Source organism: Ekhidna sp., from assembly GCF_039960695.1.
In the GTDB taxonomy this organism is placed as follows: domain Bacteria; phylum Bacteroidota; class Bacteroidia; order Cytophagales; family Cyclobacteriaceae; genus Ekhidna.
Window position 1 is genome coordinate 27617 of the sequence record NZ_JBDVKP010000018.1, and the last position, 14581, is coordinate 42197.

Sequence of the window (14581 nt, forward strand, 5' to 3'; positions counted from 1 at the left end):
TTAAAACAATTTGTCAGCGGTGAAAAAATTTGTGTTCATAGTAATCTCCGCATCTTTATTTGCATCCTGCAACATAGGTGAGTTGGAGTTTGATAATCTAGAGGTGACGCCTATATCGGGCGTGTTTAGTTTTCCATTGGGAGAAGCTACATATGTTATGCGTGATCTGGTGGGAAATCAAACAGGTGACTCGTTGAGCTTTCAGGAAGACAGTACATCATTATTCACACTGCTTTACTACGACACCATTAGTTATAGTGCTCCTAATGATATCGTTCAAATTGATGATATTAACTACAGTGGCTCCGTCAGTAACATTCCGATAGCTGTTGGCCCCGGAACTGTCAATCTCATAGAATCCTTTCAAACTAATTATGATCCCCAGAAAAGCGAGGAGTTGGATTCCATCTTTTATGAATCTGGTGATTTATCTATTACCACCACCTCAACAATAGCGGGAGATTTGAGCTATACGTTTACTCTAACAAATACAACAAATATTAATACCGGAATACCCATTTCACTTACGGGCAATATTTCTGGAGGTGGGACTGATATGCAGACAAGATCACTCATTGGCCACAAAACGGTTCTTGTCGACCCAAGTGGAAGCAATGTGTTTTCAATTGATCTTAACGCAGTGGTTACATTAAATGCCGCACAATCATTGACTGGCACTGAGACATTATCTTTTGACCTCACCTATGGCAACCAAACTTTTGGATTGATCTACGGTAAGTTTGGAAGAGACACTATCCAAGTAGGTAATCAATCCATTGAAATTGACTTCTTCACACAATCTGAAAGGTCTGGAATTACATTTGGCAATCCGAGTATCTCGTTTGATTTCAGAAATACATTTGGAGTGCCTATTGGTGTCGATTTTGCTGGATTATATGGGGATGACGGTGCTGGTGGGAACCAGGTCTTCCTAACTGGGAGCATTATTAATGATGATCCAGTCATTGAAGGATCAGGCCTTGATACTCCAACTCCTACCACACCAGGTGAAACCGCCCAAACCATTATAGAAATAAACAGGGGGAATTCTAATTTGGTAAATCTGCTCTCCCAGTCGCCAGAGCGATTGGTTTTTGACGTATCCGGAATATCCAATCCTGAAAGTCTTACAGAAGCCAATTATCTGCAACCAACCAGCTCCATTACAGCATTTGTTACTCTAGAGGTACCTATGGAGGTTCAGCTTGAAGATTATGAAGAATCTGGTTCTTTTGGATTAGGAGATGGTCTTGACTTGAGTAATGTTGATTCGGCATTTATTCGTCTGGTGACCAATAACGAGCTACCATTTAACGGTACAATAAATCTGGAAGTGCAAGACGCTGATAGTGTTGCACTTTTTCCAATATCAGATACTAGTGACCCTCAGTTTGATCAAGAACAGTTGGATAGATTTACCAATATCCCTGTCATCAAAGCTCCTTTAATTAATGTGAATGGAGAAGTTACCGATCCAAGCGGCGCAACAGAAGATATTTCGCTGACTCAAGCAGAAGTAGACCTTCTGGCTGGTGCATCACATGTAATTATTACTATGGTATTGAATACCCCTGTCAGTCAAACTTCAAGAGATATCTACGTTAAGATACTTGCGGACTATACATTAAGTTTAAAGGTGGGTATTGGTGGTAAGTTCAATTTGGAACTATAGATGAGGAAAATCACTACCACCATATTAATCCTAACCTCCTTAGCCTGTTTCTCCCAAACAAGCTTATCATTTCAACATTTAGGAAATGCTACTTTCCAAAACAACCTTATCAATCCTTCTTTGATTCCGAAGGGTAGATTTTTTCTAGGACTACCGGTATTATCAGGAGTTCACTTTAATGTGAACAACAAGTTCAATTACAATGAAGGGTTCACCGTAGAAAGCACTAGAACATTGATTGATGTTCCTAAAATAATTGGAAATCTGCAACGTCAGAACATGCTGACTACTAAAGTTGAAGTAAACCTTCTTCATCTTGGTTACAAGTTAAAATCTGGTGCGTTATTAAGCTTTGTTGCAAATGAGCGTGTTGAAGCAGACTTTCTTTATCCTAAGGAAATGGTGGAGTATGTTTTCACTAAAGGGAATAGTCAGTTCTTGAACAAGGATGTAAAGATTTCGAAGATTGGCTTGCGTGCCACACACTTTAGAGAGTTTGGACTTGGAATAGCAGCTCCGATCAACGATCAACTCACTGTCGGCCTGAGGGGTAAATTTCTTGTTGGTTTTGCAAACGCAAGCTTACCTGGAGGTACCAGTGCTGTGCTTAAAACAAATGGTGAGGCATTTCAAATAGACGCTGAGTGGAAAAAGGCTATTCTTAGAACTTCAGGCTTTGATATCTATGATGATACCGAAGGAGACTTAGGCTCTCACTTGGTCATGAATGGAAACACTGGGTTTGCAATCGATATTGGCGGAACTTATAAGCTCAATAGGTATTATACCATAACAGGCTCGGTGGTAGATTTAGGGTTTATCAACTGGAAAGAAAATATTAAAAATTATTCATTAGCAGACACTAGCTTTAACTACAGCGGAGTGAATCTAGAAGACTTGGATGATATCGAGCAAACCTTAGAAGATTCGTTATTCAGCAAATTTGAAACTACAGATACTTTTGATCCTTACAAAAGTTGGTTGCCAGTAACCGCCTATGGAAGCTGGATTTATCATTACAGCCCGAAAACGGATTTTTATGTGTCGGCTGGTACTCGACTGGTACAACGTCACATTAAAATGATGTACGGTGCTGGGATAACACAAAAGTTTGGTAAAGCCTTCACTGGTTCAATCAGTGTCACAAAGCTGCCTCAGCAATTTTTCAATGTAGGTGCTGCATTTGTGGTAAAGGGAGGTCCGGTACAAATGTATATGGCAGCAGATCAAGTCATTAATTTTTCTGTGCCTGATGCTAAGGCAATTGATTTTAGATTTGGGATGAGTTTTGCTTTTGGAAACCGACCAGAAAAAGAAGTAGAAAGCGGACTTTCAAGAGCACCAATTAATGGTGCGAGAGGAATTGATACGAATGTTTTCTTAGGTAAGAAAGTAAAAACTAAAAAGCGTGATGGTATCTACTCCATCATCAAGCGTCAAAAACGTAGAGAGCTTAAAAATAAGCGTACAAAAAGAGACGGAGATGTCGATAAGAAAAGCCTTAATGGCAGAAGCGGCAAGAAAAATACTGGAGCCGAATAGCCGGTGCTAAAATAACTGCCTGAACGTATCGCCGAGCTTGGAAAACGAGTGAACCTTAATCTTAAATTGATTCAAATCTTTTGCTTTTAAATTATGTTTTGAGATATATATTTCTTTGAATCCTAGTTTTTCTGCTTCATTGATCCGGGTCTCAATTCGATTTATGGGACGTATCTCTCCGCCCAATCCAACTTCCGCAGCAAAGCATACGTCTTCTCCAATTGGAGCATCTTCGAAAGATGAGAAGATTGCAGAGCAGATGGCCAGATCTAAAGCAGTATCCTGCACTTTTAATCCTCCAGCTATATTTAGAAAGACATCCTGAGTGCTTAGGCGAATCCCTAATCTTTTTTCCATTACTGCTAAAAGCATCGTCAGCCTCTTATAGTCATAGCCCGTAGTACTTCGTTGAGGGTTGCCATAGCTTGTTGGGCTTACAAGCGCTTGAGATTCCAGAATTAATGGTCTGTTTCCTTCGAGGGTTGCCCCTAGGGCTATACCACTTAATCCAGGATCTCTGGGAGAAATAAGGATTTCCGACGGATTAGTTACCTCTCTTAGACCATCAGCATTCATTTCAAACATGCCAAGTTCGGAAGTCGAACCAAATCGATTTTTGATGGTTCTTAAAATTCGATAGGAAAGATGTCTGTCTCCCTCAAATTGCAAAACTGTGTCCACCATGTGTTCAAGTACCTTAGGTCCGGCTATCGCTCCATCCTTATTCACATGACCAATAAGGAATACAGGGATTCCTTTTTGCTTCGCAAACTTCATGAGCTGTCCCGTGCACTCTTTGACCTGTGAAATTGAGCCGATTGCAGCTTCAATTCTATCTGAGTGAAGCGTCTGAATGGAATCGATAATTAGGATGTCTGGAGCTAGGCTCTCAGCTTGCTTTATGACTTGCGATAGACTGGTTTCTGCGTATAGAAAACAATGCTCGGCGGTAGTGCCAATTCGTTCGGCTCGCATTTTAATTTGTTCAGCACTTTCTTCTCCAGAAACATAAAGTGTTTTTTGAGGAAGCCGGATGGCCATCTGAAGCATGATCGTAGACTTTCCAATACCTGGCTCTCCACCCACAAGCACCAATGAACCATCAACAATCCCCCCACCCAAAACTCGATCTAATTCCTGAATTCCGGTCCTCAATCGTTCCTTGGTTGCTATGCCTCCAGCATCATTAATATTGATTGGTTTCGTTTTTTCCACTGTAAAATCAACTGCCGATACTGTTGATTTTGATACGACTTCTTCAACATAAGTATTCCACTCGTCACATGAAGGGCATTTACCAACCCACTTGGCTGATTCCGAACCACAAGATTGACAATAGAATACGCTTTTTGTTTTCGCCATATTTAGATGAGGATAAAGGCTAAGATATAAACTGTCTCATATATTTTTACGGCATGCAAAAAGATCAGAAAGTTTTCGACCTAATAAAGGCTGAAGAAAAGAGACAGATAGAAGGAATAGAGCTGATAGCCTCAGAAAATATTGTGTCACCGCAAGTTCTAGAAGCAGCCGGTAGTGTCCTTACAAATAAGTATGCTGAAGGTCTTCCAGGCAAGAGATATTATGGCGGTTGCGAAGTGGTGGATGAAATAGAAGATTTAGCTCGTGAAAGAGCAAAGGAACTATTTGGTGCTACTTGGGCCAACGTTCAACCTCACTCAGGAGCGCAAGCAAATGCAGCGGTAATGCTGGCTTGCTTAAATGCTGGTGACGAAATTTTGGGTTTTGACTTATCTCACGGAGGCCACCTTACACATGGATCAGGTGTCAACTTTTCAGGAAAACTTTATAAGCCTAACTTTTACGGTGTAGAAAAGGAAACGGGTCTTATTGACTATGATCAACTTGAAAAAGTTGCCAGGGAAAAAAATCCAAAAATGATTATTTGTGGTGCTTCAGCTTACAGTCGGGACTGGGACTATGAGCGGTTCAGAGCCATATCAGACGAGGTTGGAGCTTTACTTCTTGCTGATGTATCTCATCCATCCGGACTTATTGCACGCGGCTTTTTGAATGATCCCCTTGAGTATTGTCACATAGTCACCACAACTACACACAAGACTTTAAGAGGCCCGCGAGGAGGAATGATTCTCGTGAGAGATGATATAGATAATCCTTGGGGATTAACTACACCTAAAGGAGTCATCAAAAAGCTGAGTTCATTGCTTGATTCCGGAGTGTTTCCAGGAACACAGGGTGGTCCATTAGAACATATTATTGCTGCAAAGGCTATTGCTTTTGGTGAAGCCCTCACCGATGATTACATGAACTACATGGTTCAGGTAAAAAAGAATGCGGCTGTCATGGCTGAAGCATTTGTTAATAAGGGATACCATGTAATTTCAGGTGGGACTGATAATCACTTGATGTTAATTGACCTTAGGACAAAGGACATTACAGGGAAGGAGGCTGAAAATTCTTTGATCAAAGCTGACATTACGGTAAACAAAAACATGGTTCCTTTCGATGACAAGAGTCCATTTGTCACATCAGGAATGAGAATAGGTACTCCTGCTATTACAACACGAGGAATGGTTGAAGCAGATATGATCAAGATTGTAGATTTAATTGATGCTGTTATCACCAATAAGGATGACGAAGGTAAAATAGCAGAGGTGAAGTCCGAGGTAAATAACTGGATGTCAGAGTTCCCATTATTTAAGGGGTAATTAAATGCCATTAGATCAGATATCAGATGAAAAAGAGATGTCCTTCTTGGATCATCTGGAAGAGTTAAGATGGCACATCATCCGCTCTCTGATCGCTATTATTGTGTTGGCTATCGCAGCGTTTGTAGCTAAAGATTTTGTAATTGGCACAGTCATTCTTGGTCCATCACGAACAGATTTCTGGACCTATCAAAAGCTATGTGAACTTGCTGATTTAATTGGCACGCCAGCACTTTGCATAGATACCTTGTCGTTTGAATTGGTAAGTAGAAAAATGAGCAGCCAATTCATGACACACGTTTCTGTTTCATTTTTCGCAGGCCTTATTGTTGGGTTCCCGTATCTTTTCTGGGAGATTTGGCGCTTTATTAAACCTGGTTTACGCCCACAGGAAAGAAGAGCATCAAGAGGTGCTACTTTTTCAGTAACCGTCCTCTTTGCTATGGGTGTTCTTTTTGGCTATTTCCTGATAGCTCCTATTTCCGTGCGATTTTTTTCAACGTACCAGGTTGACCCATCACTGCAAAATTTATTTGACCTTTCATCCTACATCAACACTGTCACAATGATAGTTTTTGGATGTGGTGTGTTGTTTCAGCTGCCTGTTATTGTTTACTTCCTTACAAAAGCTGGCATTGTGAGTTCATCATTGATGAAGGCCTATAGAAAACATGCAATCATAGTAATTTTGGTGTTAGGTGCAGTATTTACTCCACCTGATCCATTCAGTCAGATATTAATTGCTTTGCCATTAATGATTCTTTATCAAATGAGTATCTTAATAGCCAAACGAATAGAACGAAGAGAAGCCAAACAAAATAAATAACTCCATGAAAATAGCAATAGGTGGCGATCACGCCGGTTTTCAGTACAAGGAACGACTTGTCAGACACCTTGAAGATCAAGGCCATACTATCGAAGATTTTGGTCCTAGTACAGATGGTTCTGTAGATTATCCTGATCATGTTCACCCACTTGCCTCCTCCATTGCTTCAGAGGACTGTGATTTAGGAATTCTTATATGTGGCAGCGGAAATGGAGTGGCAATGACTGCCAACAAACATGAAAACGTAAGAGCTGCTCTCTGTTGGAATGCGGAGTTGGCATCACTTGCAAGGCAACACAATAATGCTAATGTAATATGTCTTGCTGCCAGATTTTTAGCTTACGAATATGCTGAAACTCTTGTCGATACTTTCGTGGAAACTACATTTGAAGGAGGTAGACATGAAAGAAGAGTCAATAAAATCAATTGCTAATCTTCTCATAACGATTGCTTCCGATTTTCCGATATCCTGATTCGATTTTAGGAAATCGCTCAATTATTTTCGGCATCATACCAATGTCATCTATTATAAGTGTCGGGTCTGAATTTTGAAAGAGTTTGAACAGATCTCCGGCAGGTCCATAATAATCCAATCCTTTAAAGGCGCGCCTTGTTAAATGATCATTGAAACAAGGTGTATTGATGCTCACCTGCTGATAGTATTTCAAATTGCTCCCCAATACCATTGCTCCCTCAGTTGCTTCCTCCACATCTCTTACCTCAAGAGATTTTGTAAACCTTTGATAGGAAAAAGCAGTGTAGATCAGTGTGCCAAGTATGAGTAATCCTGGCATGATAAACTGAAAAATTCTTCTCTTAATTAAAATGAAATAGTGTACCCAGAAATAGGCGATTACTGGCACCATAAAAACCAATTCGAAAAGGGACTTCTCATTGGAAATGAAGAATGTAGCCACTCCGCCAAAAAACATCAACCAGATCACTTGTTGAATCTTTTGTTGGAAGTTTGTTAGACGGGCAGAGCCTAAGGTCTTTAAAACAGCAAGTATAAGTATTACAATGAAGCCCGCTGAAATAAAAGTAAACTCAATCAAAGATAATGGTGAGACGCTCTGCATTAGTAAGTTTTGGATAAGGTAACTATCTATAAATAACCATAGATCTCCCCGCCAATAGAAATAAAGTGCACACATAGAAAACACCAGCAAGAAACCAAAGAGATAAAGTGCCAATCTTCTGGTTGCAGCGGTAGAAAACAGTATAAGTGCAAAGAGAAAAACTAAAAAGAACACAATGGACGGCAGGTAAATCATGGTTGCTAGTCCTACATAAATTCCTGAGTTTAGAAAAAGCTCATCAGTGACCTGGTTATCAATTCGGCGCAATACATTTCTAAGCGCTAATAATATAAATGTGAGACTAAGCAATTGTGGTGAAAGAGTCATATAATCTGGCACAGACACCATTAAAATCATATACAGGAATGCTGGCAAATAGCTGTTCTCATTATAAGCTTTATTCTTCAAGAGCAGTTGATTGAAAATTCCTGCCTGAAAAATGATGACCAACGAGCTGAATCCATAATGGATAAATGCGCTTCTTCCAAAAATCATGGCCAGGTACTTATATACGAAAACAGCAATTGGTCCTGTATAGTCAAACGCTTCACTATACATCGTAAAACCCTGATTCAACCATTCACCCAACAGTAACCATTTCAACTCATAGTAAGAAGTGTATTCTATGAAGATGCTTTGGGCAATGCGGATTATTACCATCAGAATAAATATGATGGCTAATCTGTACGGGTCGTTTATTCTAAAAAATCGTAACAATTAATGTTGATTCGAAATGATTAGCTCGAAATTAGAATATTTGGTTAAACCCCTTACGGATTATCTTCGGATATTTGCAGATATGGAAAGTAAACGGCAAATAAAATACGGGAAGCAATTACAAAAGGACCTAGCAGGAATCTTCCAAAGAGATCCCGTTCACTATTTCGGTTCTTCGTTGGGAACAATTACCGGCGTGTCCGTGTCGCCAGATCTTGGCCTTGCTCGCATCCATCTGAGTATTTTCCCTATTAATAAAGCTGAGGAGGTCTTTGAACATCTTAACAATATTAAGAGTGAGATTCGCTTGAAGCTTGGTAAAAAGATTGGCAGCAAGGTTCGCATCATTCCGGAGCTTGCCTTTTTTCATGATGATACAGAAGAAAAGGCATCCAAAATTGATACGCTCATCAATAAACTAAATATTCCATCAGAGGAAGAATGAATTTTCCTTTTTTCATAGCGCGTAAGTATTTTCTATCGGGAAAAAAGAAAAACTTCATCAACGTTATTTCCATCATCTCGATGGTTGTTGTAGCTATAGGCACGATGTGCTTAATCATTGCCCTATCAGTGTTTAATGGTCTTGAAGGACTTCTTCGATCCATGTACGGTCATTTCGATCCTGACATAATTATTACTCCAACAACGGGTAAATCCTTTGAATTTGATTCAACGATTGTGCATAAAATTAGACAGATAGATGGTGTGCTAGGTGTATCCGAAGTGATAGAGGACAATGTTTTGGTCCAATACAAAGAGTCTCAAAGACTTGTTCGCATGAAGGGTGTCAGTAGAGATTTTGATGAGTATAGCGGAATTAGAAATGTAATGGTTTCCGGTCGTTTCCCTCTGGTCCGCGATAGCATTGGATACGCGTTGATCGGACGTGGAGTTCAATACGATTTATCGATGAGTCTTAAAAATGATTTTTATACGCTCCAGATGTACTACCCAAAAGATATAGCGCCAGGAGTAGTTAATCCTACACGCATGTACAATCTACTGAATATTATTCCCGGTGGTGTTTTTGCCATAGAGAAATACTATGATGACAATTATGTTTTTGTCCCTGTAGAATTTGCCAAAGACCTTCTTAGCTATGAAAATAGACTATCTTCTTTTGACATCTATCTTTTAGATGATGCTAATCGTTTGAAGGTAAAAGAAAATCTCCAATCTAATCTAGGCAACAGTTTTAAAGTCCGCTTAGGCGAAGAGTTGCACAGTGATCTGTATAAAGTGTTGAAAGTAGAAAAACTCTTCGTCTTTCTAATTTTAGTTGCCATCATTGGTATTGCGTCGATAAATATCTTTTTTTCACTTACCATGTTGGTTATCGAAAAGAAAAAAGACATCTCAGTACTCTTTGCACAAGGTGCGTCTACAAAATTAATTCGTAATATTTTTCTTTATGAAGGCTGCATTGTGGCATTTACTGGAGCAACTATTGGCCTTGTGTTAGGCGTCAGTTTGAGTCTGTTGCAAGAGCATTTTGGATTTGTGGGGATGGGGATGGATTCTGCGATTGTCAACAGTTATCCTGTTGAAATTGTATTCAGCGATGTTTTATTCACGGTTATAGCAATAATAATCATCACTTTATTGGCATCGATCAAGCCCGCAATAAAAGCTGGAAAGTCATTCTCGACACATACTTTACAATAAGACATCAAACTCTTCACATTTTCTTGCCCTGTAGGAGTCATATTTTTACTATTTTCGAAGTTTATCTGATTTCAAAAATCTGTGAAAGTATCTCCTGAACAACCGTTTGAACTTATCTACTCACTATACGATCATGAGTACCTTGGATATCTCATCGAATCTTTTGTGGTGCAGCTGAATGATAAAGGAGAACTTAGCTATTCACATCAAAACATTTCTTCTAAAAACGCCGAAGAATTTAGTTCAGGGTTAGACGACAATGATTACAAGATCATCAAGCTCATGGATCAAATTCAGCAAGATCAGGTTGCTCATCATTTTCAGAAAAAAAAGCAAAAACCTGAAGAGTTCTTCCTGAAAACTTTTGACGAACAAACTGGAGATAAGGCACTACAGGGAGAGATTGAAGCTTACATTGAAAGAAGAAGATCACAGATTCTGGCGCTAATTCATGGGAAACGATTATTCGAAATGGGGAAAGATGGAGAGCCCGCCTGGAAGGAGATTGCTGTAGTAGATGAGAAAGCTACAGTTCTTTTTCATTTCAGAAAAAATGAAGACAACACACACTATTTCCCTACCATCAAGCTCAAAGGGGAAAAAGTAGAATTCCTAAATAATGGAAGTTATCTGCTTTGCCGCGAGCCTGCCTGGCTAATTGCCAATGATCAGCTTTTCACTTTTCAAAAATCTGTTAGTGGTGGTAAGTTGAAGCCATTTCTAAAGAAGAAATTTATCCTCATCCCTAAGGATATTGAGGAGACCTACTATCAGAAATTTGTCGGACCACTCATCTCTGAGTTTGATGTATATGCCAAAGGATTCGATATCGTCACTCATAAACCAAAGCCGACACCTAAGATCACGGTTAGTGAGCTGCAGACCAGTCGGGCGACCACTCTATTTGATGACGGTGGTAATGCGCCGGAGGTAGAGAATGACAAGCTTCTGTTGGAACTTTCTTTTGATTATGGTAAGCACAATTTCAATGCTGACAAGCTGAGTAAAGTGAGCGTCTCACTAGAGAAAGAAGATGATAGCTACATCTTTCATCGGATCAGCAGAGATCACGAAGGTGAAAAGGGAATCATACAACAGCTGGTGACCAATGGCTTGCAATTGAGAAATTCTCGAGTCACATTGCCAAAAACAGCAGCTTTTGATTGGATTGGTCGCAACAGTGGTTTGTTGGAAGATTTCATTATCAAACAAAACCAGCAGGGAAAGAAATTCTTTGTCGGAGAATCAACAATTGATTTAGAAGTAAGCGAAGGTGTAGACTGGTTTGACCTAAAAGCTAAAATCCGTTTTGGTGACTTTGAAGTCCCATTTGAAGAAATCAGAAAGTGCATCTTGAAAGGGAAAACAGAGGTTATGCTGCCAAATGGGGAGATTGGTGTTATCCCGGAATCATGGATCACTCGCTACAAAGATCTCTTTGCTTTTTCCTCCCAGACTGACGATGGCATTACACTTAATAAAATTCACGTATCCCTTGTCCAAGAGCTAAAAGACGGTGACTTGGCGAAAGTGACAATGGACAGAAAGTTGGAAAAACTTCTTTCATTTGAAAAAATGGAAGACCATCAAGTTCCGAGTTCTTTTAAAGGTGATCTGCGGCCTTATCAACTTGCTGGTTACAATTGGCTCAGATTTCTGGAAGACTACAACTTTGGTGGTTGCCTTGCTGATGATATGGGATTAGGTAAGACCATACAAGCGCTTGCGCTTTTGCAACATCAGAAAAACGAAAATCCTGGAAACACCAGCTTGCTCATCATGCCAACATCTTTGCTTTACAACTGGGAGATGGAGGCCAAAAAATTTACACCCGCTTTAAAAATTCTGAACTATACGGGTATCAATAGAATAAAAGATCACTCTCAATTCGCTAAATACGATATCGTAATTACAAGCTATGGTACCACTCGGGTTGATTCAGAAATTCTTGCAGACTACTACTTCAATTATATCATTCTTGATGAATCACAGGCGATAAAGAACCCTGATTCTCTCATATCAAAGAAAGTACGTGAGCTTAAATCCCGACGCAAGCTGATACTAACGGGTACACCAATTGAGAACAGTACACTTGACCTGTGGTCGCAAATGAGTTTTCTCAACCCAGGCTTACTTGGCAATGAATCTTATTTCAAAAAAGCCTATTTAAAGCCTATAGAGAAACAGAAAGATGAATTTAAGACAAGAAAGCTCAACGCTTTAATTAAGCCATTCTTACTAAGAAGGGAAAAAAGCCAGGTCGCTGATGACCTCCCCGAAAAAGTGATCAACATTAGATATTGTGAAATGTCAGATGAGCAACGTGAAGTATATGAAAAAGAGAAAAATGCCTTCCGAAGCAAAATCATGGATGTCATTGAAACGGATGGAGTAGCTAAGTCTCACATGATTTTGTTGCAAGGTTTGACACAGTTAAGACAGATTGCAAATCATCCGAAAATGGTAGATCCAGAATACGGAGATGGCTCCGGTAAGTTGGAAGCAGTGACTTATATGATTGAGAATTCGATTTCCAAAGGCCATAAAGTGCTTATTTTTAGCCAATTTGTGAAGCACCTGAAAATAGTCTCAGACTACCTGAAAGATCAAAAATTACCTTTTGCCTATTTAGATGGCTCTACCAAAGACAGACAACATCAGGTTGAACGCTTTCAAAACGATCCTGAGGTTTCCATATTCTTGATCTCGTTAAAAGCAGGTGGGACAGGATTAAACCTCACAAAGGCAGAATATGTATTCTTGCTTGATCCTTGGTGGAATCCAGCTGTCGAAGCTCAAGCCATTGATCGAGCACATAGAATTGGCCAAACCAAAAAGGTGTTCGCATACAAATTTGTAAGCAAGGACACAATAGAAGAAAAAATCATCAAACTGCAAGAACATAAGCAGCAGTTAGCATCAGATTTAATCTCAGTAGAAGAAAGTTTTGTAAAAAGCCTCTCTCCAAGCGACATTCAAGATCTGTTTGACTAATTTTTATAGTTCAAATAAGGGTTGGATTTTATCCATGTTGTTAGATGAGTGTAATTCATTACATAAGAGACTTTCCAATGAGAAATCCGATAATAAGTCTGATTGCCTTCATCTTAGTTATAAATACGTGCTTATGTTCCACCGCTTCAGGGCAAAAGGAATTTGGGTTCAAGATGCCGCCGAAAATGAAGCGAATCGAAATCCCTTTTGAGCAACACAATAACCTGATAGTAATACCCATAACCATAAACAGGTTTCTGACACTCAAGTTTATTCTCGACACTGGTGTAGAAAATGCTATTCTCACTGAAAAGCTATATGCCGATATTCTTGACTTGAATTATATCAGAGAAATAACCATTGATGGTCCAGGGCTAATTGATTCTGTCGAAGCTCTTATTGCGAACCAGGTGACCTTTGGTTTGCCGGGTGGCATCATTGGGCAAAACATGAATGTGCTGGTTCTAAAAGAGGATTACCTCCAGCTTTCTGAGAACATCGGTGAAAACGTATATGGGATCATTGGCTATGACATCTTTTCGCGCTTTGTAGTAGAGATCAATTATGACAATAACATACTTACCCTTCACGACCCGGAAAGGTACAAACCAGTTAAAAGAAGAGTTGCACTCCCGCTAGAAATAAGAGGTTCTAAACCATTCATGAACGCCACTATCATGCAAGGAAGTGAAACCGCTTCTCTTGATATCATGGTCGATACCGGAGCCAGCCATGCAGCACTGATCGACTATAAATATTTGAATGGAATTTCATTACCCGAAAAAACAATAGAAACACGTTTGGGAAGAGGAATTGCAGGAGACATCCCAGGGTATTTAGGACGGATTGATCATGTGAGAATTGATAATTTTGATTTTACCGAAATGCTGGTGTCTGCGCCGTTTGATGGTGCGTACAATAAAGTAATCAAAAGAGGAGCGCGAGTGGGCACCTTTGGGGGCGAGTTGCTCAATAGGTTCAATGTCACCTTTGACTATCAAAACAATATAGTCTATTTGACAGAAGGAAATCGATATAGTGAATCATTTGAATATGATATGAGTGGCTTGTCGTTAAATGCCGTGGGCCCTGATCTTGATACATTGAAGGTAGTTAGTGTTCAGAAAGACGGACCAGCTTTTGAGTCCAATATCCGCACGGGTGACATCATTCATTCCATCAATGGTAAAAGTTTAAGATATCATAGTTTATCAGATATTTATAAAATTCTTCAAAGTCGCGATGGTCGGTTGATCAAAGTGAAGATCTACCGTGATGGGAAAAAGGAAATGATCAAATTCCGACTAAAGAAGATTATCTGATAACTCTACGAAAAAAATAGCGCAAAAAAAGGGATGACTTGCGCCACCCCTTTCTATCTAGGTGATTAGGA

The 14581-nt window shown here is 39.6% G+C and carries 11 protein-coding genes; 9 read left to right on the forward strand and 2 right to left on the reverse strand.

Annotation, left to right across the window (positions count from 1 at the left end; all coding sequences use genetic code 11):
* Window positions 1-19 precede the first annotated feature (19 nt).
* Window positions 20-1672, forward strand: a complete 1653-nt coding sequence (locus ABJG98_RS10265) for a hypothetical protein (protein WP_348279423.1) — start codon at window positions 20-22, stop codon at window positions 1670-1672.
* Window positions 1673-3214 carry a DUF5723 family protein gene (locus ABJG98_RS10270; RefSeq protein ID WP_348279424.1) on the forward strand — a complete coding sequence of 514 codons (1542 nt, stop codon included), beginning with the start codon at window positions 1673-1675 and terminating at the stop codon, window positions 3212-3214.
* Window positions 3215-3220: 6 nt separating this feature from the next.
* Here the strand turns inward: ABJG98_RS10270 and radA are convergent, their stop codons facing one another.
* Entirely contained in the window at window positions 3221-4576 is a 1356-nt protein-coding gene (gene radA, locus ABJG98_RS10275; protein ID WP_348279425.1) for a DNA repair protein RadA, read from the reverse strand.
* A 53-nt stretch (window positions 4577-4629) separates the two neighbouring features.
* Here radA and glyA point away from each other — a divergent pair, with 53 nt between their 5' ends.
* The 3 genes from glyA to rpiB are packed head-to-tail and all read left to right on the forward strand — an operon-like array spanning window position 4630 to window position 7163.
* A complete protein-coding gene (gene glyA / locus ABJG98_RS10280) occupies window positions 4630-5904 on the forward strand; it encodes a serine hydroxymethyltransferase (protein WP_348279426.1) in 1275 nt (424 codons plus the stop codon).
* A gap of 4 nt (window positions 5905-5908) precedes the next feature.
* Window positions 5909-6730 carry a twin-arginine translocase subunit TatC gene (gene tatC / locus ABJG98_RS10285; protein WP_348279427.1) on the forward strand — a complete coding sequence of 274 codons (822 nt, stop codon included), beginning with the start codon at window positions 5909-5911 and terminating at the stop codon, window positions 6728-6730.
* A gap of 4 nt (window positions 6731-6734) precedes the next feature.
* Window positions 6735-7163 carry a ribose 5-phosphate isomerase B gene (rpiB, locus tag ABJG98_RS10290; protein ID WP_348279428.1) on the forward strand — a complete coding sequence of 143 codons (429 nt, stop codon included), beginning with the start codon at window positions 6735-6737 and terminating at the stop codon, window positions 7161-7163.
* Here rpiB and ABJG98_RS10295 read toward each other — a convergent pair.
* On the reverse strand, window positions 7153-8469 hold the full coding sequence (locus ABJG98_RS10295) for a hypothetical protein (protein WP_348279429.1): 1317 nt from the start codon (window positions 8467-8469) through the stop codon (window positions 7153-7155). The genes rpiB and ABJG98_RS10295 overlap by 11 nt on opposite strands.
* A gap of 73 nt (window positions 8470-8542) precedes the next feature.
* On the opposite strand from ABJG98_RS10295, the gene ABJG98_RS10300 reads away from it, so the two are divergent.
* From ABJG98_RS10300 to ABJG98_RS10315, 4 genes are all read left to right on the forward strand, one after another.
* Complete coding sequence (locus ABJG98_RS10300; RefSeq protein ID WP_348279430.1) at window positions 8543-8971, forward strand: ribosome-binding factor A; 429 nt, start codon at window positions 8543-8545, stop codon at window positions 8969-8971.
* Entirely contained in the window at window positions 8968-10194 is a 1227-nt protein-coding gene (locus tag ABJG98_RS10305) for an FtsX-like permease family protein (protein ID WP_348279431.1), read from the forward strand. The genes ABJG98_RS10300 and ABJG98_RS10305 overlap by 4 nt, the downstream gene beginning before the upstream one ends.
* 81 nt (window positions 10195-10275) lie before the next feature.
* A complete protein-coding gene (locus ABJG98_RS10310; protein ID WP_348279432.1) occupies window positions 10276-13188 on the forward strand; it encodes a DEAD/DEAH box helicase in 2913 nt (970 codons plus the stop codon).
* 77 nt (window positions 13189-13265) lie between these two features.
* Window positions 13266-14510 (forward strand): aspartyl protease family protein, encoded by a 1245-nt coding sequence (locus tag ABJG98_RS10315; RefSeq protein ID WP_348279433.1) that lies wholly within the window; start codon window positions 13266-13268, stop codon window positions 14508-14510.
* The last annotated feature ends 71 nt before the right edge of the window (window positions 14511-14581 follow it).

What these genes read in the sequence shown, in the direction of transcription:
- ABJG98_RS10315 (WP_348279433.1), top strand. Translation starts at nt 13,266, where the DNA reads ATGAGAAATCCGATAATAAGTCTGATTGCCTTCATCTTAGTTATAAAT.
- tatC (WP_348279427.1), top strand. Translation starts at nt 5,909, where the DNA reads ATGCCATTAGATCAGATATCAGATGAAAAAGAGATGTCCTTCTTGGAT.
- ABJG98_RS10305 (WP_348279431.1), top strand. Translation starts at nt 8,968, where the DNA reads ATGAATTTTCCTTTTTTCATAGCGCGTAAGTATTTTCTATCGGGAAAA.
- radA (WP_348279425.1), bottom strand. Translation starts at nt 4,576, where the DNA reads ATGGCGAAAACAAAAAGCGTATTCTATTGTCAATCTTGTGGTTCGGAA.
- ABJG98_RS10270 (WP_348279424.1), top strand. Translation starts at nt 1,673, where the DNA reads ATGAGGAAAATCACTACCACCATATTAATCCTAACCTCCTTAGCCTGT.
- glyA (WP_348279426.1), top strand. Translation starts at nt 4,630, where the DNA reads ATGCAAAAAGATCAGAAAGTTTTCGACCTAATAAAGGCTGAAGAAAAG.
- rpiB (WP_348279428.1), top strand. Translation starts at nt 6,735, where the DNA reads ATGAAAATAGCAATAGGTGGCGATCACGCCGGTTTTCAGTACAAGGAA.
- ABJG98_RS10295 (WP_348279429.1), bottom strand. Translation starts at nt 8,469, where the DNA reads ATGGTAATAATCCGCATTGCCCAAAGCATCTTCATAGAATACACTTCT.
- ABJG98_RS10300 (WP_348279430.1), top strand. Translation starts at nt 8,543, where the DNA reads ATGATTAGCTCGAAATTAGAATATTTGGTTAAACCCCTTACGGATTAT.